The 25,945-nt window shown below is 64.6% G+C and carries 24 protein-coding genes; 11 read left to right on the plus strand and 13 right to left on the minus strand.

Going from position 1 to position 25,945, the window contains the following annotated elements:
- Window positions 1-127: 127 nt before the first annotated feature.
- The 5 genes from H9X80_RS06355 to H9X80_RS06375 all read left to right on the plus strand — a co-directional run bounded on the left by H9X80_RS06355 (window position 128) and on the right by H9X80_RS06375 (window position 6,816).
- Window positions 128-1,795 (plus strand): putative manganese-dependent inorganic diphosphatase, encoded by a 1,668-nt coding sequence (locus H9X80_RS06355; protein ID WP_204793509.1) that lies wholly within the window; start codon window positions 128-130, stop codon window positions 1,793-1,795.
- A 162-nt stretch (window positions 1,796-1,957) separates the two neighbouring features.
- Window positions 1,958-2,560: a 5'-deoxynucleotidase gene (yfbR, locus tag H9X80_RS06360; protein WP_204793510.1), complete on the plus strand. Its 603-nt coding sequence runs from the start codon at window positions 1,958-1,960 to the stop codon at window positions 2,558-2,560.
- 174 nt (window positions 2,561-2,734) lie between these two features.
- Complete coding sequence (trmB, locus tag H9X80_RS06365) at window positions 2,735-3,583, plus strand: tRNA (guanine(46)-N(7))-methyltransferase TrmB (RefSeq protein ID WP_204793511.1); 849 nt, start codon at window positions 2,735-2,737, stop codon at window positions 3,581-3,583.
- Window positions 3,584-3,688: 105 nt separating this feature from the next.
- Window positions 3,689-5,452: a DUF3825 domain-containing protein gene (locus tag H9X80_RS06370; RefSeq protein WP_204793512.1), complete on the plus strand. Its 1,764-nt coding sequence runs from the start codon at window positions 3,689-3,691 to the stop codon at window positions 5,450-5,452.
- A gap of 149 nt (window positions 5,453-5,601) precedes the next feature.
- Window positions 5,602-6,816 carry an NADP-dependent isocitrate dehydrogenase gene (locus H9X80_RS06375; protein ID WP_204793513.1) on the plus strand — a complete coding sequence of 405 codons (1,215 nt, stop codon included), beginning with the start codon at window positions 5,602-5,604 and terminating at the stop codon, window positions 6,814-6,816.
- A gap of 95 nt (window positions 6,817-6,911) precedes the next feature.
- Here the strand turns inward: H9X80_RS06375 and H9X80_RS06380 are convergent, their stop codons facing one another.
- On the minus strand, window positions 6,912-7,466 hold the full coding sequence (locus tag H9X80_RS06380) for a GNAT family N-acetyltransferase (protein WP_204793514.1): 555 nt from the start codon (window positions 7,464-7,466) through the stop codon (window positions 6,912-6,914).
- A 17-nt stretch (window positions 7,467-7,483) separates the two neighbouring features.
- Window positions 7,484-8,230, minus strand: coding sequence for a YdcF family protein (locus H9X80_RS06385; protein ID WP_204793515.1), 747 nt, complete (start codon window positions 8,228-8,230; stop codon window positions 7,484-7,486).
- 159 nt (window positions 8,231-8,389) lie between these two features.
- Here H9X80_RS06385 and eno point away from each other — a divergent pair, with 159 nt between their 5' ends.
- Window positions 8,390-9,679: a phosphopyruvate hydratase gene (gene eno / locus H9X80_RS06390; RefSeq protein WP_204793516.1), complete on the plus strand. Its 1,290-nt coding sequence runs from the start codon at window positions 8,390-8,392 to the stop codon at window positions 9,677-9,679.
- Between the two features lie 415 nt (window positions 9,680-10,094).
- Window positions 10,095-11,288: a diphosphate--fructose-6-phosphate 1-phosphotransferase gene (locus tag H9X80_RS06395; RefSeq protein ID WP_204793517.1), complete on the plus strand. Its 1,194-nt coding sequence runs from the start codon at window positions 10,095-10,097 to the stop codon at window positions 11,286-11,288.
- Between the two features lie 58 nt (window positions 11,289-11,346).
- Here the strand turns inward: H9X80_RS06395 and H9X80_RS06400 are convergent, their stop codons facing one another.
- The 5 genes from H9X80_RS06400 to H9X80_RS06420 all read right to left on the minus strand — a co-directional run bounded on the left by H9X80_RS06400 (window position 11,347) and on the right by H9X80_RS06420 (window position 14,122).
- Window positions 11,347-11,760 (minus strand): PaaI family thioesterase, encoded by a 414-nt coding sequence (locus H9X80_RS06400; protein ID WP_204793518.1) that lies wholly within the window; start codon window positions 11,758-11,760, stop codon window positions 11,347-11,349.
- A 52-nt stretch (window positions 11,761-11,812) separates the two neighbouring features.
- On the minus strand, window positions 11,813-12,316 hold the full coding sequence (locus tag H9X80_RS06405) for a pyridoxamine 5'-phosphate oxidase family protein (RefSeq protein WP_204793519.1): 504 nt from the start codon (window positions 12,314-12,316) through the stop codon (window positions 11,813-11,815).
- Between the two features lie 80 nt (window positions 12,317-12,396).
- Window positions 12,397-13,101 (minus strand): pentapeptide repeat-containing protein, encoded by a 705-nt coding sequence (locus H9X80_RS06410; protein WP_204793520.1) that lies wholly within the window; start codon window positions 13,099-13,101, stop codon window positions 12,397-12,399.
- A gap of 2 nt (window positions 13,102-13,103) precedes the next feature.
- On the minus strand, window positions 13,104-13,766 hold the full coding sequence (locus tag H9X80_RS06415) for a copper homeostasis protein CutC (protein ID WP_204793521.1): 663 nt from the start codon (window positions 13,764-13,766) through the stop codon (window positions 13,104-13,106).
- Window positions 13,760-14,122, minus strand: coding sequence for an arsenate reductase family protein (locus H9X80_RS06420; RefSeq protein ID WP_204793522.1), 363 nt, complete (start codon window positions 14,120-14,122; stop codon window positions 13,760-13,762). The genes H9X80_RS06415 and H9X80_RS06420 overlap by 7 nt, the downstream gene beginning before the upstream one ends.
- A 120-nt stretch (window positions 14,123-14,242) precedes the next feature.
- On the opposite strand from H9X80_RS06420, the gene H9X80_RS06425 reads away from it, so the two are divergent.
- A complete protein-coding gene (locus H9X80_RS06425; protein ID WP_204793523.1) occupies window positions 14,243-14,647 on the plus strand; it encodes a (deoxy)nucleoside triphosphate pyrophosphohydrolase in 405 nt (134 codons plus the stop codon).
- 2 nt (window positions 14,648-14,649) lie between these two features.
- On the opposite strand, the gene H9X80_RS06430 is transcribed toward H9X80_RS06425, so the two are convergent.
- Both H9X80_RS06430 and H9X80_RS06435 read right to left on the minus strand, forming a co-directional pair.
- Entirely contained in the window at window positions 14,650-17,556 is a 2,907-nt protein-coding gene (locus H9X80_RS06430; protein ID WP_204793524.1) for a DUF3427 domain-containing protein, read from the minus strand.
- A gap of 71 nt (window positions 17,557-17,627) precedes the next feature.
- Complete coding sequence (locus tag H9X80_RS06435; RefSeq protein ID WP_204793525.1) at window positions 17,628-18,266, minus strand: hypothetical protein; 639 nt, start codon at window positions 18,264-18,266, stop codon at window positions 17,628-17,630.
- Between the two features lie 605 nt (window positions 18,267-18,871).
- Between H9X80_RS06435 and H9X80_RS06440 the strand changes: the two genes are divergently transcribed.
- Both H9X80_RS06440 and H9X80_RS06445 read left to right on the plus strand, forming a co-directional pair.
- Window positions 18,872-19,492 (plus strand): HAD family hydrolase, encoded by a 621-nt coding sequence (locus tag H9X80_RS06440; protein WP_204793526.1) that lies wholly within the window; start codon window positions 18,872-18,874, stop codon window positions 19,490-19,492.
- A 175-nt stretch (window positions 19,493-19,667) separates the two neighbouring features.
- Window positions 19,668-20,915, plus strand: coding sequence for a Fic family protein (locus tag H9X80_RS06445; RefSeq protein ID WP_204793527.1), 1,248 nt, complete (start codon window positions 19,668-19,670; stop codon window positions 20,913-20,915).
- A gap of 37 nt (window positions 20,916-20,952) precedes the next feature.
- On the opposite strand, the gene H9X80_RS06450 is transcribed toward H9X80_RS06445, so the two are convergent.
- The 3 genes from H9X80_RS06450 to H9X80_RS06460 all read right to left on the minus strand — a co-directional run bounded on the left by H9X80_RS06450 (window position 20,953) and on the right by H9X80_RS06460 (window position 23,333).
- On the minus strand, window positions 20,953-22,287 hold the full coding sequence (locus tag H9X80_RS06450) for a serine/threonine protein kinase (RefSeq protein ID WP_204793528.1): 1,335 nt from the start codon (window positions 22,285-22,287) through the stop codon (window positions 20,953-20,955).
- Window positions 22,288-22,413: 126 nt separating this feature from the next.
- Window positions 22,414-22,839, minus strand: a complete 426-nt coding sequence (locus H9X80_RS06455) for an XRE family transcriptional regulator (RefSeq protein ID WP_204793529.1) — start codon at window positions 22,837-22,839, stop codon at window positions 22,414-22,416.
- A gap of 29 nt (window positions 22,840-22,868) precedes the next feature.
- Window positions 22,869-23,333: an FxLYD domain-containing protein gene (locus H9X80_RS06460; RefSeq protein ID WP_204793530.1), complete on the minus strand. Its 465-nt coding sequence runs from the start codon at window positions 23,331-23,333 to the stop codon at window positions 22,869-22,871.
- Window positions 23,334-24,172: 839 nt separating this feature from the next.
- Between H9X80_RS06460 and H9X80_RS06465 the strand changes: the two genes are divergently transcribed.
- Window positions 24,173-25,450 (plus strand): Wadjet anti-phage system protein JetD domain-containing protein, encoded by a 1,278-nt coding sequence (locus H9X80_RS06465; protein WP_239471725.1) that lies wholly within the window; start codon window positions 24,173-24,175, stop codon window positions 25,448-25,450.
- Between the two features lie 125 nt (window positions 25,451-25,575).
- Here H9X80_RS06465 and H9X80_RS06470 read toward each other — a convergent pair whose 3' ends face one another.
- Entirely contained in the window at window positions 25,576-25,914 is a 339-nt protein-coding gene (locus H9X80_RS06470) for a P-II family nitrogen regulator (RefSeq protein ID WP_204793531.1), read from the minus strand.
- Between the last annotated feature and the right edge of the window lie 31 nt (window positions 25,915-25,945).

The following is a 25,945-nucleotide window of genomic DNA, read 5'->3' on the forward strand; positions in this document are numbered from 1 at the left end:
ACGTTCACACGGCCTGCACGAAAGTTGCCTTTCGTCGAAGCCGTGCCTGAAAGCCGCTGCATGCGTGGCACAATCAGACGAGAAGTACCACCGGCCCCCAGGGCCAAAGCAACGCAAGGAGCACCCCATGCCTCAGGGAATTCGCAAGGTCAACGTCATCGGCCACCTCCACCCGGACACCGACAGCATCTGCTCGGCCATCGCGTACGCCCACCTCAAGAACGAGGTCGAGCACACCACGATCTACGAGCCGCGCCGCGCCGGCACCATCAACCGCGAGACCGCCTTCGTGCTGAAGCACTTCGGCTTCGAGGAGCCGGAGCTCATCACCTCCGTGACGCCGCAGGTCAAGGACACCGAGATCCAGCGCCAGGGCGGCATCGACGGCGAGATGAGCCTCTTCTCCGCATGGAACCTCATGCGCGACACCAAGGCCGACACCCTCTGCATCACCGACGAGGAGCGCAACCTCGAGGGCCTCATCGCGGTCAAGGACATCGCCAACGCCAACATGGACGTCTTTGACGTGGGCGTGGTCGGGGAGTCGGCCACCTGCTACGCCAACATCGTCGACACGCTGAACGGCGAGATGATCCTCGGCGACCCCACGGGCCGCGTGACCGGCGGCAACGTCTGCGTGGGCACCACGCCGGAGATGATGGAGGACTCCGTCAAGCCCGGCGACATCGTGCTGGTGACCAACCGTTACGAGACCCAGCAGTTCGCCGTCGAGTGCGGGGCCAGCTGCCTGGTCATCTGCTGCAGCGCCCACGTCTCCGACCTCGTGGTGGAGTCCGCCAAGGGCCACGGCTGCTCCATCATCGCCACCCCCTACGACACCTACGCCGCCGCGCGCCTCATCTCCATGTCCATCCCGGTGCGCGCCAAGATGCTCTCCGAGGGCATCCTCAAGGTGAGCGTCAACACCGCCATCGACGACGCCCGCAAGATGATGGCCAAGAGCCGCCACCGCTTCTTCCCCGTCATCGACGAGGAGGGCAAGTACGTGGGCCTCATCAGCTCCCCGAGCCTGCTCACTGCCAAGAAGAAGCACGTCATCCTCGTTGACCACAACGAGCGCTCGCAGTCCGTCGAGGGCCTCGAGCAGGCCGAGATCATGGAGATCATCGACCACCACCGCATCGGCTCCATCGAGACGGCCAGCCCCGCCTACTTCCGCAACATGCCGGTGGGCTGCACCTGCACGATCGTCCACATGATGTACCGCGAGAACGGCGTGGAGATCCCGCGCGACATCGCCGGCCTCATGCTCTCCGCCATCCTCTCCGACACGCTTGCGTTCCGCTCGCCCACCTGCACGCAGGTGGACCGCGACGCCGCCGAGGACCTCGCGCGCATCTGCGGCGAGGACATCCAGAGCTACGCCGACGCCATGTTCGAGGCCGGCGCCGACCTCACCGGCCGCACGGCCGAGGAGGTCTTCCACCAGGACTTCAAGGTGTTCAGCCGCGGCAACGTCAAGTTCGGCGTGGGCCAGGGCAGCTACATGACTGAGAACAGCCGCCACGCAGCGGAGGACCTCGTGGGGCCCTACCTCGCCGAGGCCGCGGCCGCCGAGGAGCTGCCGCTGGTGTTCTACCTGTTCACCGACGTCAAGACCTCCTCGAGCGAGATCATGTGGGCCGGCGAGGGCGCCGCGGACATCGTCGCACGCGCGTTCGACGCCAAGATCGAGGGCAACATGGCCAAGCTCCCGGGCGTCGTGAGCCGCAAGAAGCAGGTCATCCCGGCCCTCATGGCCACGCTCCAGAGCATCCAGGAGGACCAGGACTAGGCCTTCTTTCCCGCCCCCTCCGCAGCTTCGCCGCCCGTCGGATTTGCGTCCGGCGGGCGGCCTATCATGAGGGGCGAGAAGGCCGTTGGGGCAAAAGAACGTTGGGGAGGGTCCAGGCGAGAAGAACCTGCGCCTGCGCCCCCAGGGAGGGTCACGGCAGTCATGGCAGAGTCACACTTCCTCGCGCTCGTCTCGCGCATGAGGTACATCGAGCGCTGGGCGCTCATGAGAAACGCGCGACCGGAGAACCTCTCCGAGCACGCGCTGGAGGTCGCGGCGATCGCCCACATGCTGTGCGTGATCGGCAACGTGCGCTTTGGGCGCACGCTCGACGCTGAGCGGGCCGCGGTCGTGGCCATCTACCACGACGCCTCGGAGATCATCACCGGGGACATGCCCACGCCCGTGAAGTACCACGACGGGGACATCCGCGACGCCTACAAGGCCGTGGAGCGCAACGCCGAGGACCGGCTGCTCGCAACCCTCCCGGACGACCTGCGGCCCGCCCTCGAGGACGTGTTCAGGCCCGCCGAGGGCGCCGGGGAGGACGAGCGCTACCTCAGGCGTCTGGTGAAGGCGGCCGACAAGGTCTCCGCGCTCATCAAGTGCGTGGACGAACGGCGCGCCGGGAACACGGAGTTCGCGAGCGCCGAGCGGACCTGCCGCGAGGCCGTGGAGGAGATGGCGGCCGAGCTGCCCGAGGTCGCCGACTTCGTCCGTGACTTCCTCCCCTCCTACGGGGCCACCCTCGACGAGCTGCTCTAGCGGCGCGGGACGGGCGCGGGTCTTGACGGGGTGCGGCCGCATCCCGGGCCCCGCACGTCCAGGCCCTGTGCCTCGGTCTCGCGCTCCGCATCCCGGGCCCCGCACGTCCAGGCCCCGCGCCCCGGGTCTCGCGTCCCGGGCCCCGCAACCGCCCAACCGGAAAGGAACTGACGCATGCACGCCCTGCACGCGCGACTCCCCAAGAACTTCGTGCTCGAGGAGCGCCTGGAGCACTACCGCGACGCCATCGAGCTCGACCCGGCCTCCTGGCGGGGCCGCTGGGCCGAGGGCTGCTGGCCCGGCATCGGCGCGCTGCCCGCAGGCTCTTCTTACCAGCGGTTCCGGGAGGTGCGGCTGGACCTTGGCTGCGGGAAGGGCGCGTTCGTGGTGGAGTCGGCCCGCCGGGAACCCGACGTGCTCTTCGTGGGCGTGGACGCCGAGCCCATCTGCGTTGCCTACGCCGCCCAACACGTCTGCGAGAGCGGGCTCGCCAACGCGGTGATCGTCCCCGGCAACGGGCTGCGCGTGCGCGAGTTCTTCTCGCCGGGGGAGCTGTCGCGGATTCACCTCAACTTCCCCACACCGTTTCCCCGCAAGCGCGACGCGGAGAAGCGCATGGCCCGCATGGAGCGGCTCATGGACTTCCGCCACGTCCTCGCCGACGGCGGCGAGGTGATCCTGAGGACGGACAGCCAGCCGCTCTTTGACTTCATGCTGACGCAGGTGCCGCTTGCCGGCTACGAGCTGCTGTGGCAGAGCCGCGACGCGCGGGCCGAGCGGCCGGGCGGCCCGTCGAGCGAGTACGAGGAGCGGCTCGGGGCGCAGGGCGCCAAGGTGCTCGCGCTGGCGGCGACGCCGGGGCCGGAGCCCGCACACCCCGTGCAGACGGCGGAGCTCTCGCTTGCCGCCTACCTGCCGCACGACCTCGACGCGCTGAGCGAGATCGGCTACGCGCCGCACGGGATGGAGGCCACGGTGGAGAACCTGCGCAATCGCGCCCTCAGGGAGTCGGGCCGCCGCTGACCGTTGGCGGAGGGCAGCTCTCCCGCGCGCCGAATGGGTAGTAAGGTAGATAGCTCACACTCCCCGCGCTCGCGCGCGCCACCATACATCCCGAAAGGGGCCGCCATGCCCAAGATCACCCCAGGCAACCGCCTGTACCTGTATCGTTTGCTCTCGCGCTCAATCGGCGTGGGGAGGCAGACGCTCATGCCGCACGTGGAGGAGGCGCTCACCGCCGACGGAATCTCTCCGGAGGACCTGGGCTGCACGGACATGCGCGCGCTCTGCGAGCAGCTGCCCGAGTTCATCAAGCTGACCGTCTTCAAGAAGGGCTACGTCTACGCGACGGTCGTCGCCAACGAGGAGTACGACCGCGCGCTCGAGCGGGCGGCGAGCGGCGCCGACAAGGCGGCGACCAAGGGCAAGCCGTGGAAGCGCAAAGGCGGCAAGCTGCTCAAGCCGGTGAAGCCGCGACACGTCGAGCACGCCAGGCCGGACGTGGCGCCCACGGACGCAGATGGCGAGAAGGACGCGGTGGCCGTAGCCGCAGGCGAGAAGGACGCGGTGGCCGCGGCCCGGCCCGAGGTCGAGGCCATGCCCGCACCCGAAGCTGCGCCCGTGACGGTCCCCGCGGCAGAGACGGAGACGGAGCCAACGCCGGGCCCGGACCAGACACCGGCGCCCGTGCCAGAGCCAGAGGCGGCACCCGGCCCGGACCCGACGCCAGCGCCCGCACCGGAGCCAGAGCCGACACCTGACCCAGCCCCGATGCCCGTGCCGGAGGCGGCGCACGAGCCGACGGCCGCGCCCGCTCACGAGCCCGCCCACTCGATCAACCTCACCATCACCTACGTCCCCGAGGACGCCGACGAGCGCCAGCCCGAGGCGGAGACCGCAGAGGGCGCCCGCCCTCGCCCGCAGAGCGACCTCCCGCACGACTTCCACGCCGACGTCCGCTGCTCGAGCGAGCAGCTCAGCATCCTCTATCAGGCGCTTCCCGCAAACGTGGACCCGCTTGCCACGCTCGAGGAGGACTTCCGCGTGGCGCGCTCGACCGGCACCCTCGAGGGCACGCGCAGCAACGTGACCTTCCCCCTGCGCTACCTGCAGCACGACGGCACGACGCCCGTGCGCGTCACCCTCCGTCGGTCCGCACGCCCCGTGGCGGGCAAGCGCTGGGCGCTCACCGAGGTGGATGCCGGGGAGCTCGACGACGTGGACCTCTCCGGCCTCAGCGCCGCCGCTCGCGGCGCCTGGACGTGCTTTCCCGGCCGTGACGACGCCGACCCAGAGCGCGCCTTCGTCCAGACCGTCGCAATCGGCTCCTGGGACGAGGTGCTTGACCAGCTGGCAGGCATCGCCGTGGACGAGCCGTGGGGCGCCAGCCAGTCCGTCCTCCGCGACTACCTCATCATGACGTTCGCTCGCGTCAGGGCGGAGGGCAAGCTCGCCGCCCACGAGGACGGCAGGACCGCCGACTTTGACACCGGTCTTCTCGCCGAGTCCGGCGACCCCATCCACGCCCAGCTCACACGGCTTGGCGGGGACATCCCCTGGCGACTCGACGGGTTCTCGACCAAGGGAGCGGGCAGGCCGGCGCGCTACGTCACCAGCCTCGCGCAGGCGGTGTTCGACCCCACGCTGAGCGCCCCGGACTTCACGTCCGCCCGTGCCGCGTCAAGGAGCCCACGCCTCTCCACAGCCGCCTATGACCCCCTCTCCAACGAGGTCTACCTGCTTGTTCCTGATGACGGCAGTGCGCTTGCCCTCGCCGTGACGCCCAGAGGCTACGAGGCCGTGGCGTCGCTGCCCCTCTCGGACGCCTACGCGTGCGCCCGCGTGGTGAGCTCCGACCAGCCGGCCTGGCTAGCAGAGTCCGTGGCCGGGTGAGGCCGGGGGGACTTGCGGCCCGGCGCCCATCCAGCCTCATGGGGCGCGTTACGCGCTTGTATCAAGTAGGCTGCGCGGAGCCGGGCGCCCCTTCGGTTGCCCGAAGGTATACCCATGGCAAGACTGGACGCTGACACAGGGAGGCGCGCATGGCCATGATCGAGATGAAGACCCCGCTTGTCGAGATGGACGGCGACGAGATGACCCGCATCATCTGGCAGATCATCAAGGACGAGCTCATCTGCCCGTACGTGGACCTCAAGACGGAGTACTACGACCTGGGCCTCAAGAACCGCGACGCCACGGACGACCAGGTGACCGTGGACTCCGCCGAGGCCACCAAGCGCCTGGGCGTGGCGGTCAAGTGCGCCACCATCACCCCCAACGCCGCGCGCGTCGAGGAGTACGGCCTCAAGCAGATGTGGAAGAGCCCCAACGGCACCATCCGCGCCATCCTCGACGGCACGGTCTTCCGCGCGCCCATCGTGGTCAAGGGCATCGAGCCCACGGTGACCACCTGGAAGAAGTCCATCACCATCGCCCGTCACGCCTACGGCGACGTCTACAAGAACGCCGAGATGCGCATCGACGGCCCCGGCAAGGTCGAGCTGGTCTACACCGCCGCGGATGGGACCGAGCGCCGCGAGCTTGTCCACGTCTTCGACGGGCCGGGCGTGGTCCAGGGGCAGCACAACCTCGACGCCTCCATCGAGAGCTTCGCCCGCAGCTGTTTCGAGTACGCGCTCGCCACGGGCCAGGACCTCTGGTTCGCCACCAAGGACACCATCTCCAAGACCTATGACCACCGCTTCAAGGACGTCTTCGCGGAGATCTTCGACGCGGAGTACCGCGAGAAGTTCGAGGCGGCCGGCATCGAGTACTTCTACACGCTGATCGACGACGCCGTCGCCCGCGTGGTCAAGTCCGAGGGCGGATTCATCTGGGCCTGCAAGAACTACGACGGCGACGTCATGAGCGACATGCTCTCCTCGGCGTTCGGCAGCCTCGCGATGATGACCTCCGTACTCGTGAGCCCCCACGGCTACTTTGAGTACGAGGCCGCGCACGGCACCGTCCAGCGCCACTACTACAAGCACCTCCGCGGCGAGGCAACCTCCACCAACTCCGTGGCCACGATCTTCGCCTGGACCGGCGCCCTGCGCAAGCGCGGAGAGCTGGACGAGCTGCCCGAGCTCGTGGACTTTGCCAACCGGCTTGAGGCCGCCACTATCCACACCATCGAGTCCGGCCGCATGACCGGGGACCTCGCCCGCATCACGAGCCTCCCCAACCCGGAGACCCTCGGCACGCGCGAGTTCATCCTCGCGGTGCGCGAGGCCCTCGACGCCGAGGCCGTCGCGTAGCACGCCCAACGCGGAGACCCCGCCACCCCGTACCAGTCAGACGCCGGCGAGAAGAACCCGCAACAGGCAGAGCCATCGGAGACGAGTGGCGCGACTCAGACGAGCTCGCGCCACTCGTCCTCAAGCAGGGCCATCAGGACGTCATCACAGTAGCCCTCCTCGGGCCCCAGCCAGACGGCGTCACGCGCGACGCCCTCCACCTTGAAGCCGGCCTTCTCATAGACGTGACGGGCCCTCGGGTTGACCGAGAAGACGTCCAGGCTCAGCCGGTGCAGCCCGAGCTCACCGAAGGCAAGGTCGCGCGTCGATTCCACCACCCAGGTGCCCAGCCCCCGCCCACGCGCTCCCGGGCCAAAGAGCGCGATCCGGTAGTTGGCACTACGGGCCTGCCAGTCGGTCTCGTTGATGACGCTCTCCCCCACCACGCTGCCGTCAGGGGTAACTAGCAGCAGGTCATAGCGGTCGGGGTCGTCCACGCACCGCAGGAAGAAGCTCGTGACCTCCTCGTATGTGAAGTCGGTGCGGCTGCCCGTGAGCCGCGCGGCCTCGGGGTCGAGCACGCGAAAACCCTCCCAGTACGCGTCCACGTCCTCGGCACGAGCCGAGCGCAGCACGTAGCCGTCCCGCTCCCACGTGGTCACCGTTCTCACGACATCACCCCAGCAGCTCAGATGTTTCCGACAAGCGCGTCCTTCACGATGGCCGCGCACTCCCGCAACGCGCTCTGCGGCAGGTAGAGCGGGTTGGAGGGAGCAGCAAGGCCCGCGGCGTCTGGCAGGCCGTTTCTCCCGGCTATGCGCAGCGCCCGATAGAGGTGGAAGTCGTTGGTGACGATCCCCACCGACTCCCCCGGGACAAGAAGACCCACCGAGTTGCGGATGTTCTCCGCCGTGGTCCGGGAGCGATCCTCGCGCGTAACCCTCCCGGCGTCGAGGCCATGCTCCGTCAGGTAGTCCGCCATGGCGTCCGCCTCCGCGCGCACCTCGCCCACGCCCTGTCCGCCCGAGACCACGCAGCGCGTCCCCGGGTTGGCCTCAAGGTAGGCAAGCGCGGCGTCGAGCCGGTACGTCAGCGCCTCACTCGGGGTGCCGTCGGGACGAAGGCCCGCCCCAAGGACCACCAGGCAGTCGAGCCCCGCGGGCGGCACCGCCGCGGCCGCGCTCCCGACGAGCGCACAGAGCGCAGCCACCGCCAGCAGCAGCGCAACGCTCGCGCCCGTCACGAGCCTCCGCGCCCAGCGCGCGAGCCGCTCCCACGCGCCGGTCCTTCTCGCCTGACCAAGCGCGACGAGGGCGGCGCCGATCGCAACCCACACGAGGAAGAACCCGCCCGCCGGGTAGAGCACCGCCATGAGGACGCCGTAGGCGGCACAGACCGCACCGGTCACAATCGCCACGCACGAAAGCGCCCCCATGACGACCTCCCGTCCCTTCGGCGAACCCGCCCGACCAGCCGCATTATGTTGGGAAGAGTATATCGTCCGCAGGTTCTTCTCGCCGATGCGACATGAGAAGAGTTAGATAGGGTATACTTGTGAGACGAAAGTTAGCCATTTCTAACAGAAAGGTCTGCCATGAGCAAGATTGCGAAGGTGTACGGCCGCGAGGTGCTCGACTCCCGCGGCAACCCCACCGTCGAGGTGGAGGTCACGCTGGAGGACGGCTCCCTCGGGCGCGCCATCGTGCCGTCCGGGGCGTCTACGGGCGAGTTCGAGGCCGTCGAACTGCGTGACGGTCAGAAGGACCGCTACCTGGGCAAGGGCGTCCTTAAGGCCGTGTCCCACGTCAACGGCGAGCTGGCCGGCGTGCTCGTGGGTCGCGAGGCCACCGATCAGCGTGGCGCCGACGAGGCCATGATTGCCGCGGACGGCACGCCCAACAAGGGTCGCCTGGGCGCCAACGCCATCCTGGGCTGCTCGCTGGCCATCGCGCGCGCAGCCGCGGCCTCGGCGAGGCTGCCGCTCTACGCATACCTCGGCGGGCCGAACGCCCACACCCTCCCCGTCCCGATGATGAACATCCTGAACGGCGGCGTGCACGCGGACAACAACGTGGACTTCCAGGAGTTCATGATCATGCCGGTGGGCGCACCGGACTTTGCGACCGGCCTGCGCTGGTGCGCGCAGGTCTACCACACGCTCAAGGACACCCTCAAGGCGGCCGGGCTCTCCACGGGCGTGGGCGACGAGGGCGGCTTCGCGCCCGACCTCAAGACTAACGCCGAGCCGTTCGTCTACCTGATGGAGGCCGTGCGGGCAGCGGGCTTTGAGCCGGGCAGGGACTTCATGTTTGCCATGGACCCCGCCACCTCCGAGTGCTACAACCGCGAGACCGGCCTCTACGAGCTCAAGGGCGAGGGCCGCACGCTCACCTCGGACGAGATGGTCGACTACTGGGCCAAGCTCGTGGAGACCTACCCGATCATCTCCATCGAGGACGGCCTGGCCGAGGAGGACTGGGACGGCTGGGTCAAACTCACCGAGCGCCTGGGCTCCCGCGTGCAACTCGTGGGCGACGACCTCTTTGTCACCAACACCGAGCGTCTGCGCCGCGGCATCGAGGCGGGCGCGGCCAACGCGATCCTCATCAAGGTCAACCAGATCGGCACGCTCACCGAGACGCTCGACGCCATCGAGATGGCCAAGCGCGCGGGCTACACCGCCGTCGTGAGCCACCGCTCCGGCGAGACCGAGGACACCACGATCGCCGACCTGGCCGTGGCCACTAACGCTGGGCAGATCAAGACCGGCGCGCCGGCGCGCACCGACCGCGTGGCCAAATACAACCAGCTCCTTCGCATCGAGGACGAGCTGGGCTCCTCGGCCGAGTACCTGCGGATGGGGGCGTTCTACAACCTCGCGTAGACGCCTGCCGGCTGCCGCCGGTCGCGGGCACCTTGCCCCAAAGGCGTTGCGACTGGCCTTTGCACGAGCACCCCGCCCGCCCACGCCGCCCCGAGCCTCGCGCCCTGTCCGACCTCGCCGCCCCGAGCCTCGCGCCGGGGCGGCGTTTTTTGCAATTCCCCAATAAGTGTGCGGTCGCCCCTCTTAGATTTGCAAAACTGCGATAAATGTGACGCATTTTGCGACAGGCACGAGTAGCAAGCCAGCGTTTGCCCAGAAAAGCCCTGTTAGCCGTTGCCTCACTACTCGACCCACCCCGGAAAACACGTCACACTTATCGCAGATTTGCAAATTAAAGCCGCCTCACGTCACAGTTACGCGCGTTTTTCAAATCCACCTGAGATATTCTGTCTGCAGGAATCGACGAGGAGGCGTCATGGCAGACGAAAAGTGCGTGCTGGTGGGACAGTCAGGCGGCCCGACGGCTGCGATCAACTCGAGCCTCGCGGGCGTAATCGCCGCAGGAATCCTCGAAGGCGCGCGCGTGGAGGGGATGCGCTACGGCATCCAGGGCTTCCTCGACGGCAAGCACGTGCGACTGGACGAGGCGTTCGCGAGCAGGGTCGACCTCGACCTGCTTCGCAACACGCCCGCGAGCTGGCTGGGGAGCTGTCGCTACAAGCTGCCTGAGCCCGCAGCGGACCAGGCCGTCTACCAGCGGCTCTTCAATCGCTTCGAGGAGGTCGGGGCGTCCGCGGTCCTCTACATCGGCGGTAACGACTCCATGGACACCATCGCCAAGCTTGCGGCCTACGGCAGCCAGACCGGCAGCGACATCCGCTTCATCGGCGTGCCGAAGACCATCGACAACGACCTCGTGGGAACCGACCACACGCCCGGCTACGGCAGCGCGGCACGGTTCGTGGCAACGGCGATGAACGAGCTCGCCTACGACGCCGACGTCTACAACCTCAAGAGCGTCTCCTTCGTGGAGATCATGGGGCGCGACGCCGGCTGGCTCACCGCCTCCTGCGCGCTCGCGCTCGTCGAGCCCGACCTCGTGCTCCTGCCCGAGGTCCCGCTTGAGGAGGACCGGCTCATCGAGCGCATCGCCGAGGCGCTCGAGCACAAGAACACCGTGATGGTCGGCGTCAGCGAGGGCGTCCGCACGCCCGACGGGACGCTCATCTGCGAGCGCGCCACCCCGGGCGCCGGCACGGACGAGTTCGGCCACCTTGCCATGCTCTCCGGCGCGAGCCGCTACCTCGCGGCACTCACCAAGCAGCGCCTGGGCTGCAAGACGCGCGCCATCGAGCTCTCCACCCTGCAGCGCTGCGCGAGCTACGTGGCGAGCCGCGTCGACCTCAACGAGGCCTATGACCTGGGGCACGCCGCCGTGGAGGCAGCCTTTGCGGGCGAGACTGGCAAGATGTGCGCCGTCGAGCGCGTCTCGGACAGCCCCTACGAGGCCCACACGAAGCTCGTGGACGTGGCGTCTGTCGCCAACCAGGTCCGAAACGTCCCCAGCGAGTGGATCTCCGCGGACGGCATGGGCGTCGGCGAGGAGCTCATCGCCTACATGCGGCCGCTCGTGGGTGAGCTGCCGGCCCAGCTGGCGCAGCTGGACTAGGCCCGGGGCGCGGCGGCGCGGCATCGCAGCGGCCGGCCGCGCCCGCCCGGCGCGCGTCCTAGCGCCCCTGCAGGTGCATGCAGGTCTGCGTTGCGCGCGCGACGGGCGTGCCCAGCTCGTCGGTCACCAGGCAGGAGTAGAAGCCGAGCGTGCGACCGTTCTTGTCGACGTCCGCGGTGGCGATGAGCTTGCTGCCGCGCGCGGCGCTCATGAACTCGATCGAGCTGCTCACCGAGACGCTCGTCGCCTCGCCTACGTTGGACGCCACGGCAAACGCGAGGTCGGCCACCGTGAAGATGGCGCCACCCATCACGCCGCCCTTCTCGTTGCAGTGGCCCGGCGTGATGTCGAACTCGCACACGGCATGCCCGCGCGACGCCTCGACCACGCGACACCCGCACGCGTCCGTGGCAAAGTGGTCGTTCTTGAAGACGGCCTGGACCTCCTCGATCGAGGCGTTCTCATCAAGCATCGCAGCCTCCGTTCCCAGCGCCAGCACAGCGAGAAGTACCTGCCTCAGCCTATCACTTAGCCGCCTTGCGGCGCGCACGCACGAGCTCGATGGCCTCCTTGCCGGTGACGTGCTCGGGCGTCATCTCCAGCACGCAGAGCCTGCCCTGCGCTGACGCCACCTCGCGCCCCAGCGCCTCCTCGGTCGCCTCCGGCCAAAAGCGACGCCCCAGCAGCTCGGCCACCGCACGGCGTTCGACGTCGTCCGTGAGCTCACGGACGGTTCCAAAGACGATCACGCTGCGGAAGTAGGTGGTGAACTCCTCCGGCATCACCTGGTCCTGGTCCACCACGCACAGCGACGCGCGCGGGTTGCGGCGCAGCGCATCGAGCTTGTGGCCGCTCCGCGCGCAGTGGAAGTAGAGCTTCTCGCCGTCGAAGACGTAGCTCAGCGGGACGGCGTACGGGTAGTCGTCGTCCCCGTCGACGGCAAGGACGCCGCAGGTCGCGCGCATCAGGATCTCCGCACACTCCTCGGCCGAAAGCTGCTGGTTGCGACGACGCATCTCCCTGAACATGCCTGCTCCCCTCACGTGCCGTCCCGGCACGATCCTTTGCGTTAGACGTTGCTTGTCCTCACCGCGCTCCCCTGCGCGCCCTACCACAGCGTGTCCTCTGTCACCCTCACGCCCAGAAGCCCGACCAGCTGGACCGCCTGCTCGGCACTCACCGTGGCGCCACGGAGCTCGTGAAAGTCGCTCGAGACCCGGATACCCGCGATTTCACAGGTGGAGAGATCAATCCCCGCCAGGCTTGCCCGAAAGAACGTCGCGCGCGTGAGGTCGCAGCGCTCCAGCGTCACGTGGCGTAACCTGGTGCCGAAGACGTTTGCTTCCGCAAGGCTGCTCTTGCGAGCGACGAGCCGGTCGACCGTCGCCTCCGAGAGGTCGCAGTACCCCATCTGGCTGTCCGTCACGCTCACCCCGGTGAGCCGCCCCTTGAGAAACGTGAGCCCCGGCGCCGAGCAGCCTCGGAAGTCGCAGCGATTCAGCCAGCTGCGGCCCATGTCACACCCGACGAACCGGCACCCGGAAAAGACCACGTCCGTAAACGTGCAGCCAGAGAGGTCCACGTGGTCGAACGTGCATCCTCGAAAGGCCACGTTCTCAAAGCCCGTCCCGTCCGCGGAGGCATCCGTAAGCTCGAGGCCCGCAAAGGCCGTGTTCTCCACGCGCGCGTCAGGCGTCCCCAAGGCGTCCAGAAGCCCCTCGAGACCTAGATGCTGACCGAGGTTGGGCGTCACCCGGGCAAACCCCTCCAGGCGAGAAGAACCTGAGGACGCCGGCCCGCCTGCACGCGGCATCCCTACGCCATCCTGACGATCTTAGTGCCGTGAACCTCTGAGACGCCCAGCTCTACCGCGATCGCCTCGGCGTTCTCCCAGGTGATGCCACCCCCGGGCAGGATGGTGATGCGCCCGGCGGCCCGCTCCACAAAGGCGCGCAGGCGGTCGAGGTTGTCCGCGATGGGCGTGCCGGCCGCGCCGCCGTGGGTGAGGATGCGCTCGACGCCCTGCTCGGCCAGCCAGTCTATAGCGGAGAGCTGCTCGTCTGCCGGCAGCGCGTCGAAGGCCATGTGGAAGGTCACGGCCACGCGCCCGGGCGCCTCGGGCAGGTCCTCGTGGGCCAGGCGCACCAGCTCGGAGGTGAACTCCTGGTCCAGGTGGCCGTCACGCAGGCAGCCGAAGACCACACCGTCCACGCCGAGGCTCTTTGCCATGAGCAGGTCGTCACGCATCATGGCCGCCTCGGCGGGGGTGTACTCAAAGCTGCCGCCGCGCGGGCGGACCATGCACATCACCGCCGTGCCCGTCTCGCGCGCGTGCGCCACGGCCGCGCGGATGACACCGTAGCTGGGCGAGGTGCCGCCCACCGCGAGGTTGTCGCAGAGCTCGACACGCGCTGCGCCGGCAGCGACGGCTGCGGGGACGAGCTCCATGTTCTCCGCGCAAAACTCCCTCGTTAGCACAGCGTTTCCTCCCACTCGGCCTCACGGAAGCCGACGAGCACGAAGTCCTTCCCCACGACGAGGGGCCGCTTCACGAGCATGCCGTCTTCGGCGAGAAGGGCGAAGGCCTCGTCGTCCGTCATGCCGGCATCGAGCAGGGCCTTGACGCCGCGCTCCCGATAGAGCCGGCCGCTCGTGTTGAAGAAGCGGCGAACGGGCAGGCCCGAGCGCTGCTGCCATTCGGCGAGCTCCTCCGCCGTCGGGTTGTCCTCGACGATGTGACGATCCGTGTAGGAGACGCCGTGCGCCTCAAGCCACGCCTTGGCACGCTTGCAGGTACTGCACTTGGGATACTCAACAAAGAGCACGTCAGCCATGGTGTTCCTCCTGTCCGTTACCGTGGCGTCAGTGTATCACGTGAGGGGGCGCCTTTCGCAGCGTAGTCCGGCACATGAGGACGCTATACTCTGCTGTCGGTCAAACAAAAGGAGTGCTTCATGAAGACGGTTAAGGTCGCAGCCGCAATCATTCGCAAGGAGGACAAGATCCTCGCCGCCCAACGTGGCTACGGCGAATTCAAAGACGGCTGGGAGTTCCCAGGCGGAAAGCTCGAGCCGGGCGAAACCGGCTCCCAAGCCTGCATCAGGGAGATCTCGGAGGAGCTTGACGTAACCATCGACGGGCTCAGCTACCTCTGCACCGTCGAACACGACTATGAGTCCTTCCACCTCTCGATGGAGTGCTTTACCTGTCACATCTCAAACGGCGAGATCAACGACTCTGAGCACGAGAATCTCCGATGGCTTGACGCTTCCAACCTTTGGACGGTCGATTGGCTGCCCGCGGACGTAAAGGTTGTCAAAGAGCTTGAGAGACTTCTTGACTCCGAGAGAAACAAATAAGACTAGGCACCATCCGTTTCGACCTCGAAATCACTCGTAAGATATTCGTAGAGGTCACGACGAACGGGGTCCCGGAGCTCGTAAGTAATTTCTACTGCCGACTTGGTCGTTCCTGGCATGATGATCTGCTTGAAACTCCCCGTTGGCCTGATCTCTCCGAGAAAGTAAAACTCCTTGCTCCCGTCCCTATCGTTCTTGTTCTTACGGACAAAAAGGTAGGGACGGACCTCGTTTAACGGCCATCCCTTAAGTCGCTTAATTTCAGGTGAATCGAGCGTCCTCGGCTGCTTTGAAAGGGCAATCATCTCCCTCTCGGAAATGAAGCGATCTTCATAGTTTATGGTTGCCGAAATACCGGGATCCTTCTCATAGTTGATGAAGACGGGAAATGTCTTGGTCTCTTGGTCATACATATAGCCACCGATATTCTGGCCATTTACGTTTTTATCCCAGTTAAGAAGATGGCACACTTCTTCATACGTATACTTCGCGTACAGAACGAGGGATGTTCCCCGATATGTTCTCTTGTATAGACTTTCAAAACGCGTAAGTCCGAACTCGATTACTTCGAGCAGCTGACTTCTAAACTCGGAGCTTTTCAGCGCAACCTGCATCTCGTCAGTAAGAGCATAGCCCCCGTCATTGACTGTCACTAGGGGCACAAAACCCCTAGGCGACGAAAAGTGCCCGCTGAGATAAGCGCCGGCAGACTTCATCGTCAGAACCCGCTCGATACCGTTATCCAAAGCCAGACCAGCACCGCCCTCGGACAGCGGCACGCCCTCAATAAGAGCCTTGAGCAGCATAAGCTCCTCTGCCCGTTTTCCGCTCGCCAACCTTCGAGAGACAAACGAAAGCATTCCCTCCTGGGCTTCCGAAAAACGCACGTCATAGTCAGGCTCATACCTAGAGAGAAACGCATGGTATGAGCCGAACTTGCTAAAGATCCTCATTGGATCGACGGAGCCGTTCTTGTCAAAGTCGCTCAGCCTTGGAATACGACCCAGCATCCTGCGAAGCTCCCCATACTCCTCCTTGAGTAGTTTCGCCGAGCTGAAGTCTCCCCCATCAATTGCCTTATAGATCCTAGCTTCGGACACTTTGTCAAAGCTGACGGTTGAGCACCCCGGTATAAACGAATTCCCCTCTTTCACGATGGCACGAAGATTGTCCTTGTTGTAAGTCCTATCACCCGTCAGCGCAATCGGGACGAGGAAGTTCTTCTGATAGTTGCCGATGAAATCAAGAACGAGAAGGAACTCCTTGTCGTCGCATTTGCGAAGCCCTCGCCCAAGCTGCTGGACAAAGACGATTGCAGACTCAGTACGTCGCAACATGATGATCTGATTAAGCGAGGGAATATCAACCCCCTCATTCATCACATCGACTGAAAAGATGTACTCAAGATCGCCCGCCTCAAGACGCGAAATCGCATCATCCCGTTCCGCATCAGAGTTCGACCCGCTCAAGGCGCAGGTCTTGTACCCAAGTTCATTGAATCGCGAGGAAAGCTCATTAGCCTCATCTACTCGATTGCAGAAGATCAGGCCTCGTCTGCCAGCCTTGCAAACGGAATACTCCTCGATCTTCGTAACGATGTGGCGAACGCGCTCGTCTGAGGTCAGCTTGGAAAACAGCGACGGATCGTCAACGTCAGCATCGTCAATCTTAAGGTCCGCGATTCCAAAATAGTGGAACGGTACGAGCATGTCGTTTGCAAGGGCATCCTGCAGCGTGATCTGATAGGCAATGACATGGTTGAACAGCGCAAATACGTCGTATCCATCTGTTCTTTGGGGGGTTGCCGTCATACCAAGATAGAACTTGGGAGCAAAGAACTGCATTATTTTCTGATAGCCCTTTGACCCTGCTCGATGGGCCTCATCTATCACGATGTAGTCAAACGAGCTCGCCTCAAAGTCAGAGAGATGGTTGACGATGGTTGAACACATCGCAAACAGGCATGTGCTACCTCGCCAGTCACTCCCCGGGCTGTAGACGCCATACGAATACGCCCCTCCCAAGAGCTTTTCAAAGCTCCGCTTCGAGGCGTCGAGGATCCTTCTCCTATGAACCAGAAAGAGAACGCGCCCCGGCCTTACCGCCTGGACGTCAAACGCGGAGAGATAGGTCTTCCCCGTTCCCGTAGCGGAGACCAGAAGTGCACGGGGCTCATTACACTCATGCAGCTTGGCAAGCGCTTCGAGAGCGTGCCTCTGCATGTCATTTGGCTGTATCGGCTTACGCGGTGACGAATAATCCGCCCGAAATGACCTCGTCTCCCGTATATCCCCAGAACCCTGGGATCGGTATCCGTCATATTCGATCGTCCAGTCATAGGAGAGCTCAACTGTATGCGGATCACCCCACAGCGCGTCAAACTCAGCCCTGATGGCCTTTAGCATCTCCCCATTCCCATATGAACGGAACAGGACGTTCCATTCTCGGTTACACGTTAGTGCCATCTGGGTGAGATTCGAGCTCCCCACGATGACGGTGCTGGCACCGTCACGGTCAAATACGTACCCCTTTGCGTGTAGATTCCCTTGATAGATACGCACTTCAATGTTATCAAACTCCATCAGTTTTCTAAACACATGTGGAGTATTGAAGTTAAGGTAGGTAGAGGTGAGAAGTCGGCCTTCAACCCCTCTGTCCCGAAGCTCCAAGAGCGCCTCAATGAGCGGCTGCAGACCGCTTTCGGCCACAAACGCCACGCAGATGTCAAAGCGGTCGCAGGAAGACATCTGCTCCTTCAGGACAGAAAGCAAGTCGATGCCTGAGTACTTGTCATTCGCGATGAGGCGAGGCTTGTATCCCTCGGGGGCACGATTTGACGAGTCGATAAAACCGGCACGCAAACCGCTCGCGACTTTCTCGAGCTCAGCACCTTTTTTCGAGTCGCCCATACTCATCACTCCTGCTAAACGCCACTTCCGTCCAGGATATCAGAGCGTAGAGCAGTCTCATCAGCCGCATGCTAAAGAACGTTGCGTAGTCGGACGTAGTCTTTCACACAGTCACAAACAACTCTTTTGAAAGCGCGTCCGCCCGTGAGAGGGCCCGTCCTTATCTGCCCACTATCTGCAAGTTCGTCGCACCATCTTGCGAACCTGCTCCTTAGCAGAGGAGGCACTCGCGTAAGGGTTTCTCCACGCGCCTCCAAAGGAATAGCAGCCAGTATGCGCGCCAAAGACTCGGGCCACAATTCATCGAGATCGAGGACAGACTCACAATCATCTGGTGAGATGGGCCAAATCTCACACTGCGTATCACCTTTCGCAAGATGCCAGCAACCCCTATTCGGATCAAAGTCGAAGGCTTCCTCAACGAGCTTTTCCGCATTCTCGTACCCGGTAAAGAAAGCTCCATATCTTTCGTACCACGACGACCCCACCTCAGAAAAGGCCTGGATACTCCCAATCATCGGTACGCAGCCATCAACGAGATCCTCTTCGTCATCAACGGATTCCCAGCTTTCTGACACCCTGACGAGCTGGATGGGAATTGGGTTACTTGGCGGACAGATAACCCAAGACCTCCGCACTTCGCAGCGCAACTTATCGCTGCGTATCCCCTCATCACCGTGCTCTCCGAAAGCGGCAAAACTGTCACTCATCAAACTCTCCTACCTACTCGATGGCTCCAGTTTTGCATGATCGAACACCTGTTTGATCAACTAATAGGCACTTCGATCAATAGACACGATCAGCCGACTCCGACAGCTATTCATCAACCCCTCGAGAGGACAATTGCTTAAGGAAACGCACCCATAGCGGAACAAAGCTCGTAAGCCGCTTAGGAAATACAGAGTGATGCGGGGCGTCGGCGAAAAGGCGCTTAGAAAAGGGAGCCTAATACGAAGCGGGAAGGCATGGAGAGAACACCTCTCAGCAAAGCCGCAGGATACGAAGGCGCTTCAGGCGGCGAGAAGAACGAACGGCACGAAACAAGCGTCGTTTCGTAAGCAGGTTCTTCTCGCCAGGCGCATCGGCTGAGAATACGTAAGCAGGTTCTTCTCGCCGGGCGCATCAGCTGGGGTTTCGTAAGCAGGTTCTTCTCGACAGGTGCGTCGACCGGAATTATGTAAGCGTTCCACCGCTTCTTGCGGCATCGGAGGCAATTCCGTAAGCACGCCCCCTCTCGACGGGCGCGTTGGGCGAACCTCGGGGACAGCCTCGCGCTTCGCGGTATACTTTCGGCAACCGACCGCAGGGAGGCGCCATGCCAGCAGCAAGCAGCAAGCCCATCAGAAACGTCGTCTTTGACATGGGAAACGTGCTCATGCGCTTTGACGGGCCGTACTTCTCGTCACTCTTTACGGACACGCCCGAGGACGCCGCGGCGCTCAACGCCGCGCTCTTCGGCTCCCCGCTCTGGACGCTGCTGGACTCGGGCACCATCAGCCACGAGACCATGACGCGCTACGCCCGCGCCCACCTGCCCGAGCGCCTGCACCCCAACCTCGCCGAGTGCCTTGCGCACTGGCCGGAGCGCTCCGAGCCCATTGAGGCCACAAACGACCTCGCCATTCGCCTCAAGGGCGAGGGCTATGGCGTCTACCTGCTCTCCAACGCCAACACGCACATCATGGAGCAGCTTGGCCATGCGCCCGTCCAGCCCTTCCTCGACGGCTACGTGGTCTCTGGCATCGAGCGCATCATGAAGCCGGATCCGGCCATCTACCAGCTGCTCTGCGAGCGCTACCAGCTGGACCCCGCCGAGTGCCTCTTTGTAGACGACAACGAGGACAACTGCGAGGGCGCTCGCGTGGCGGGCATGCACGCATTCCACTTCACCGGCGACGTCGCGGCACTTGAGGCCAACGTCAGGCTGCTGAGCTAGGCGCAAGCCCGTGCGATTCCGGGTCATCGGAAACAACTCGGCGATTCTTTCGGATAAGATGCCCACAGAGAGGTCTTATCGGAAAGAATTCGCGATTTCTTTCCGATAGGTGAGCTAGAATACACTGAAAAAGAAAGAAATCCCGATTTCTTTCCGATAGATTCAAGGGGTCGCCATGGCCTACCCAACGCTCGAGAAGATCTTTTACAAAGATGCCTCCTCGGAGCGATCTAAGCATCACGAGGAGCGTTACCGCCAGAGGCTCGAGGCGGAGTCGACCTTCCGCACGGGCATCATGCTTGAGCACGGTGAACTCTTCTGCACCGTCCCGCACGAGCTCTCCGTAATGACGGAACAGGTGCTGCGCCGCGAACGAAGGGTCTCCTCGCTGTGGAGAGCCCTCCCCACGGCTGCCCTCGGAGCGTACCTGAGAAGCCTCATTCTTGACGAGGTGGTCTCCAGCAACGACATCGAGGGCGTCCACAGCACGCGTCGGCAGATCGAGGACGCGCTCGAGGAGGCCGAGCGAGACACCGCGTCGCTCGCGGGCGCGGCCGAGAGGCACCACGCGCCTTTCAGGGAATTCGCGCGCCTTTACCTTGGGCTGACCGATCGAGACAACCCGCCCTCGCTCCCCCATACGCTCCAAGACATCAGAGACATCTACGATGCCGTGACGAGAGGCTCCCTTGACGAGCGCGACCGCATCAGGGACGGTCTCTTTCGCCCCGGCCCGGTGATCATCGAGCACAGGGGCCGGGTGGTGCACCGCGGCGTCTCCCCCGAGTCCGCGATCTGCTCCATGCTCGAGCAGATGATCTCTCTGCTGAGCTCCGAGGACATGCCTGAGCTCTACAGCTCTCTGCTCGCCCACTTTCTCTTTGAGTACGTCCACCCGTTCTATGACGGAAACGGCAGGACGGGGCGCTACCTGCTCGCCCTCAGCCTGAGCCGCCCCCTTTCCCAGGCCACGGTCCTCTCGCTCTCGCGCACCATCGCAGAGAACAAGCGCGTCTACTACAGGGCCTTTGACATAACGGAGAAGCGGGCAAACCGTTCGGAGGCCACGCACTTCGTGCTGACCATGCTCGACCTCATAGGACGCGCCCAAGAGGGCGTCATCACAGACCTCGAGGACAAGAAGCGCTCCCTCGGAAGCCTCGGCGAACGCGTCAGCCAGCTTGAGGGAGACTTTTCGGAGCGCGAGAAGGACCTGCTCTACTTTCTGGGGCAGGTATGCCTCTTCGGTGCCTTCGGCGAGGCCAAGATGCGTGAGGGCGCCGCATATCTGCGCGTGTCAGCCCCAACGGCACGCAAGGCGTTTGACTCGCTTACCCAACGCGGTCTTGTCACCAGGACGTCGGGGCGGCCGGCCGTCTACCGTCTGAGCAGCGAGGGACAGGCGCTTCTCGGCCTGAGCTAGGTGCCCTAGGCGCAGACCAGGCCGCCGACCAGCTACGCTAGAACGTCGGCTGGACGGCCAGGGAGACGACGATCCAGAACGCGACCAACGCGCAGATGGCGAGAAGCCCCACGCGGGTCTCGCGCGCCACGGTCAGGCGCGCGAGCGCGGGAATCTCCCGACGGAGCGGCCGGCGGTCCAGCAGCAGGTAGCCACCGACGAGAAACATCAGGGCGCAGCAGAGGTACGAGAGCACGAGGTACCAGAGGGGCCAGCTCGCGTTCTCCGGCGTCGGGTCAACGACCGCCATCACGCAGCCGATCACAAAGACCGCGGTCACGCCCACCACGACCACGTCCCAGACGGCACCGAGCCAGCGGGGCACGCGGGCCAGCAGCTGGGCGACCGCACCACGGAGGCCGTGCGGCGCGTGCGGCTCGTCGAAGATAGGCGGCTCGAAGGGCGGCGTCGGCATGACAGGGCGCTGGGTCAGGTTCTTCTCGCCGTGCGTGCCTTCCTCGGTCGCGGAGCCAGTATCTTGTGCAAGTGCCTGGGTCACGGCGTCGCGCAGCGCCCGGGCGGACGCGTAGCGTCGGGTCGGGTCGAGTTCCGTCGCGCAGACGATAACCTTCCGGAACGCTTCCGGCACGTCCGGAACGGCAAAGCGCGCCTCGCGGTCCGCGGGCGTGGGCTCGCGCCCCGTGAGGCAGAAGAAGAGCAGCATCCCGAGGGCGTAGACGTCGCTCGTCACGTCGGTCTGGCCAAAGCCGAACTGCTCGGGCGGGGCGTAGGCGCGTGTGCCAAAGTGGGTGGTGTCGTGCTCGGCCCCCTCCCGGAACCTGCGGGCAATCCCCAGGTCAATGAGGGTGACGGCCGCCGGGCCCCTCCCCTCGGGAAGGCTGACCATGACGTTTGACGGCGTGAGGTCGCGATGGATGATCGGCGGGTCGAAGCGCTCGTGCAGCTCTCCCACCGCGTCGCAGAGGTCGGGAAACGCGCGACGCACCAGGTCAAGGCGGGCCGACGCGTCTCCGAGGCGCCCCGCGCACGCGGCAAGGGTCTCCCCCTTGACGTACTCCATCACCACCACGAACCGGCCGTCGCGCCAGTGGCACTCGATGACGCGCGGAAGGTGCACCAGGCGCGCGCCGCGGCGCTGGACGTCAAAGAGGGCCTGGTACGCGCGGCCCAGCCCGGTCTCGGCGTCAAGGTACTTGCGCACAAAGGGGCCGAGCTCCGCGCCGTTCTCGCCCACAAAGTAGACGAGCTCGGTCCGCTCCAGCCGCCCGTCCTTGAGCACCGCGTCCACGCGATAGCAGGTGTCACGGTCAAGGGAGGCGAGGTAGTCGGCGAGCTCGTCGTCGTTCTGGCGAGTGTCAGCGCGCGTGTCCATGGGCCCATCCTAGCAGAGAGCAGGGCGCCCCCGGTCACGTGCCGGGGACGCCCTGTGAACTTCCAACCCACAGCCGCCAATCCGACGGCGAGAAGAACGTGCGGCCCAAGGCTCTTCTCGCCGGAGCTAGCAGATGGTCTTCTCGCCGAAGCGGTAGAGTTCCTCGTTGACCTTCTGGAGCGAGCAGCCGCGGTCGATGCAGAAGATGATGATCGCGTCGCGACGGTCCTTGCAGTAGAGCTCAGAGACGCCGGCCGCGGTGAGCGCGCGGTTGGTCTCGCGCAGGGTGAGCGCCATGGCAAAGGCAATCTGGAGCACCTTGTCACGGCTCGGGTGGCGCGTGCCCTGGAAGATCTGGTAACCGAACGTGTCGTTGAGGTTGGCCATGCGGATCACGCGCGACCGCTCCAGACCCTTCTCGGCAAGGAGCTCCTGGAGGTACTCGGCGAGCGTGCGGCTGTCGGTCTCGTGCTCGTGGCGTTCGAGATAGTCGTCGATGCTCGAGGTGTTGAGAAGCTCGTCCAGCAGCTCCTCTGTCAGCGGCTCGCTCATCGCGGCTCCCCTCCCCCGGTCACTCGCACCTAGAATCCCGTAACTTCAATAAGCTCAAACGATGCGACCTCATCCGGAGAGGCGGTACCAATCGCCTCGAACTTCCACTTGCCGCCAGGCTGCAAATTGTTGGTGTTTGCAAGCGCGGTACCAATCTGAGCGCCGTCGGCATCGTAAAGGTTGTACTCAACCTGAATGTAGCTTACCTCGTGGTCCGTGTTGTTGGTCAGCGTGCCGCCGATATAAGTAGCAAACTGGTTTGAAGTATCAATCTGCTCGTCGGTAACGGTATAGGGCTCCTGTTCCTCAGCTTGCCGCTCGGTCTGCTGCACATTGCCCTGCTCCTCCGTCTGCCCAGCAGGGCTGGAAGAGCCGCTACTTGAGCTGCTTGAGTTGCCGCCACCAGCCAGCGAACCAGCCGCCCCAATCACCACCAGCACAACGATAACAATCAGAACGATTCGCCCGATGCCTTTCTTACCCTCTTTTGCCATGACGCTTCCTTCCTCGTGCATTTCGCACAGCGAAACCTACCTAACATGACCCAAGGTATCGATTTGGTCGAAGGATTTCATTAGCTGCGAGCTAATCGTCGGACGCAAAACACTACGACACGGTACGGTCCGCTGCGCAACATTTTGCAAGGTCAAACGAGCTGTTTACGGAATATCGGTACAACGGTTAGTAACGCTCGATAACGCTCCGGACCAGATTATTCGTACCACCCCAGTTGAGAGAAAATCTCGCCACATGAGAGTTTGAAACGAAACGATGACCAACTGGACAGCGCTCGAACAAGCCGAGGACCACGCCGCCGGCAGCCCGTGCCCAGACTTCACGGCAAACGTTTACGGAACGCTTTGAAAATCGCGGCCAAGACAGACGCGCGGCCCAAAGGTGCTTACGAATTTGAGGTTGTTGCAGCTCCGCGCAACTAAGGTGCTTAGGAAATCGCGGTTGGTGCGGCACCACGGTCTCGTCCTGCTTACAAAACAACGGGTAGCACGCACCGCGCACCCCCTAACGCCCCACTGGCGAGAAGAACGCCCAGCTGACAGGCATCTCGAGGTTCTTCTCGCCGGGCGCTTGGGCGGGTGAGGATCGGCAAGCGCGTAACAGTCCCGATTTTGTAAGCGGATAGCGAGACTTTTGCTGCAACGACCCCGTTTCCGTAAGCAACGCCCACGCCGTCCCTGCAACAGCCCCACTTCCGTAAGCAGCGCCCGCGCCGCCCTTGCAACGACCCCGCTCCCGTAAGCAAGAGCTCGGGCAAGGCGGCAAAACCGTACCCCCGTGCGCTATCCTGAAAGGCCAACCAAGCGGAAGGCACCCCATGGCACACAAACTCACCGAGCAGGAACAGGCGGCCGTCGTGACCCTGGCCAAGCGGCTGGGCAAAGAGCTGCCCGCCGCGTCGCGCAGCTACGCAGGCGGCATCGCAAGCGGCCTCGTGCGGCTGCGCTCCCCCCAGGTCACGCGCGACGAGCTGACGGCGCTTCTCGCCAAGTACAGCGCCAGACAGGAGACCGTCGACGCCCTCGTTAAGCTGGGAGTCCTCTCCCCCGTCCCAGGCGGGTCAGCTGGCGAGAAGAACGCGGAGGCCTTTACGCTGAACGTCGCGGCAGGCCAGACCGTGCCCGACACCCGCACGCCCGCCGCAGACCAACCCGCCACGGCCGGCCGCTCGCGCGCCATCGCCAAGACGGAGCGTCCCAAGCCGCCCGCCCGCCGCGAGTCGCCCAAGCGCGACACGCGCAGCCTCTCCCACCTGGACACCATTCGCAAGCAGACCCCGGAGCTCAACGACGTGCGCCGGCAGATCATCGGGCTCGACCCGCGCCTGTGGATCAACGGGTGGCTGCTCAGCACCCCCGACGCCTTCACCCACTACGAGCGCGAGCTGCGCGCCCTGGACGAGGCGCTCTCCGGCTCGGCGCTGCTGGGGGACGGCTCGCTCAGCTGCCGCGAGCTCTCCTACCGCGTCTTTGGGGACGAGAAGTTCCTGGCGCTGGACTCCGACGGCCGCAAGCTGCTGCACCTCATGGGCCTTACGGACGTGGTGTGCTGCCGGCCGCAGGTCAAGCTGGAGCTGCTCCACCACATTCCCAAGCACCACCGCCACCTGAGGCTCGTGGTCTCAGAGAACCTCGACCCGTGGATCAACATGAGAAACGCGATGTTTCTGGACGGTCGCAAGCGCCTGCTGGGCGAGAAGGTTCATGGCGTCGTCTTTGGCAACGGCTATCTGGTGGACGACCCCCACAAGCTGCCCGACCTGCTGGAGGCCCAGCACGCGGAGGACGTGTGCGTGCTGTACTGGGGCGACCTCGACCGCGCGGGCCTGCAGATCCTGGCCAAGCTCGCCGAGATGGCGGACGGTCACTTTGAGGTGCGCCCGTTCACGGCGGCGTACCGCCTCATGCTGCAGCGCGCGATGACGCGCTTCCCCGACCCACTCGACAACGAGGAGACCGACCAGGCGGGCGTGCCGCTACGCGGCCTCGACCTGCTGGAGGGCGAGCTCAAGCCCCGCGAGGCGGCCTACCTGCGCGAGGTCCTGGACAACGCCCGCCTCATCCCGCAGGAGATTCTCACTGCCGCCGACCTGTAGCGGGACGGAGCCGACCGGGACGGCGGCAGGCCCGCAGCGGAACGGCGCACGGCCGGGTGGCAGCGACTCGCAGCACGCGACCGGACGGGGCGCAGGGCCAACCGGCCCCGCGTCCCGTGCACCTGCTAGACGGCCTTCACGCCGCGCTCCCCGGTGCGGATGCGCACGCACTCCTCCACCGGGTAGACGAAGATCTTGCCGTCGCCCACCTCGCCGGTTCGCGCGACCTCGCAGATGAGCTTGACGAGCCCCTCCACCTGCGCGTTGTTGACCACGAGCTCAACCTTGACCTTGGGGATCATGTTGAGCATGACCTCGGTGCCGCGGTAGTACTCGGTCCAGCCGTGCTGGCTGCCGCAGCCCATGACCTCGTAGACAGTCATTCCGTGCACGCCTCGCTTGTTGAGCGCGTCCTTGAGCTCCTCGAGCTTCTCGGGACGGATGATGGCGGTAACCTTCTTCATGCGATGCTCCTTGGTTCGGGTTCGCGGATCG

The sequence above is a fragment of the Olsenella profusa genome (assembly GCF_016900315.1).
In the GTDB taxonomy this organism is placed as follows: Bacteria; Actinomycetota; Coriobacteriia; order Coriobacteriales; family Atopobiaceae; genus Thermophilibacter; species Thermophilibacter profusus_A.

Excerpts from the sequence above, each read along its gene's own strand:
- H9X80_RS06440 (WP_204793526.1), top strand. The coding sequence starts at position 18,872 with ATGCCAGCAGCAAGCAGCAAGCCCATCAGAAACGTCGTCTTTGACATG.
- H9X80_RS06375 (WP_204793513.1), top strand. The coding sequence starts at position 5,602 with ATGGCCATGATCGAGATGAAGACCCCGCTTGTCGAGATGGACGGCGAC.
- H9X80_RS06445 (WP_204793527.1), top strand. The coding sequence starts at position 19,668 with ATGGCCTACCCAACGCTCGAGAAGATCTTTTACAAAGATGCCTCCTCG.
- H9X80_RS06355 (WP_204793509.1), top strand. The coding sequence starts at position 128 with ATGCCTCAGGGAATTCGCAAGGTCAACGTCATCGGCCACCTCCACCCG.
- H9X80_RS06455 (WP_204793529.1), bottom strand. The coding sequence starts at position 22,839 with ATGAGCGAGCCGCTGACAGAGGAGCTGCTGGACGAGCTTCTCAACACC.
- H9X80_RS06400 (WP_204793518.1), bottom strand. The coding sequence starts at position 11,760 with ATGCTTGATGAGAACGCCTCGATCGAGGAGGTCCAGGCCGTCTTCAAG.
- H9X80_RS06435 (WP_204793525.1), bottom strand. The coding sequence starts at position 18,266 with ATGAGTGACAGTTTTGCCGCTTTCGGAGAGCACGGTGATGAGGGGATA.
- yfbR (WP_204793510.1), top strand. The coding sequence starts at position 1,958 with ATGGCAGAGTCACACTTCCTCGCGCTCGTCTCGCGCATGAGGTACATC.
- H9X80_RS06370 (WP_204793512.1), top strand. The coding sequence starts at position 3,689 with ATGCCCAAGATCACCCCAGGCAACCGCCTGTACCTGTATCGTTTGCTC.
- H9X80_RS06420 (WP_204793522.1), bottom strand. The coding sequence starts at position 14,122 with ATGGCTGACGTGCTCTTTGTTGAGTATCCCAAGTGCAGTACCTGCAAG.
- H9X80_RS06410 (WP_204793520.1), bottom strand. The coding sequence starts at position 13,101 with ATGCCGCGTGCAGGCGGGCCGGCGTCCTCAGGTTCTTCTCGCCTGGAG.
- H9X80_RS06405 (WP_204793519.1), bottom strand. The coding sequence starts at position 12,316 with ATGTTCAGGGAGATGCGTCGTCGCAACCAGCAGCTTTCGGCCGAGGAG.
- H9X80_RS06395 (WP_204793517.1), top strand. The coding sequence starts at position 10,095 with ATGGCAGACGAAAAGTGCGTGCTGGTGGGACAGTCAGGCGGCCCGACG.
- eno (WP_204793516.1), top strand. The coding sequence starts at position 8,390 with ATGAGCAAGATTGCGAAGGTGTACGGCCGCGAGGTGCTCGACTCCCGC.
- H9X80_RS06465 (WP_239471725.1), top strand. The coding sequence starts at position 24,173 with ATGGCACACAAACTCACCGAGCAGGAACAGGCGGCCGTCGTGACCCTG.
- H9X80_RS06430 (WP_204793524.1), bottom strand. The coding sequence starts at position 17,556 with ATGGGCGACTCGAAAAAAGGTGCTGAGCTCGAGAAAGTCGCGAGCGGT.
- H9X80_RS06385 (WP_204793515.1), bottom strand. The coding sequence starts at position 8,230 with ATGGGGGCGCTTTCGTGCGTGGCGATTGTGACCGGTGCGGTCTGTGCC.
- trmB (WP_204793511.1), top strand. The coding sequence starts at position 2,735 with ATGCACGCCCTGCACGCGCGACTCCCCAAGAACTTCGTGCTCGAGGAG.
- H9X80_RS06470 (WP_204793531.1), bottom strand. The coding sequence starts at position 25,914 with ATGAAGAAGGTTACCGCCATCATCCGTCCCGAGAAGCTCGAGGAGCTC.
- H9X80_RS06460 (WP_204793530.1), bottom strand. The coding sequence starts at position 23,333 with ATGGCAAAAGAGGGTAAGAAAGGCATCGGGCGAATCGTTCTGATTGTT.
- H9X80_RS06425 (WP_204793523.1), top strand. The coding sequence starts at position 14,243 with ATGAAGACGGTTAAGGTCGCAGCCGCAATCATTCGCAAGGAGGACAAG.
- H9X80_RS06450 (WP_204793528.1), bottom strand. The coding sequence starts at position 22,287 with ATGGACACGCGCGCTGACACTCGCCAGAACGACGACGAGCTCGCCGAC.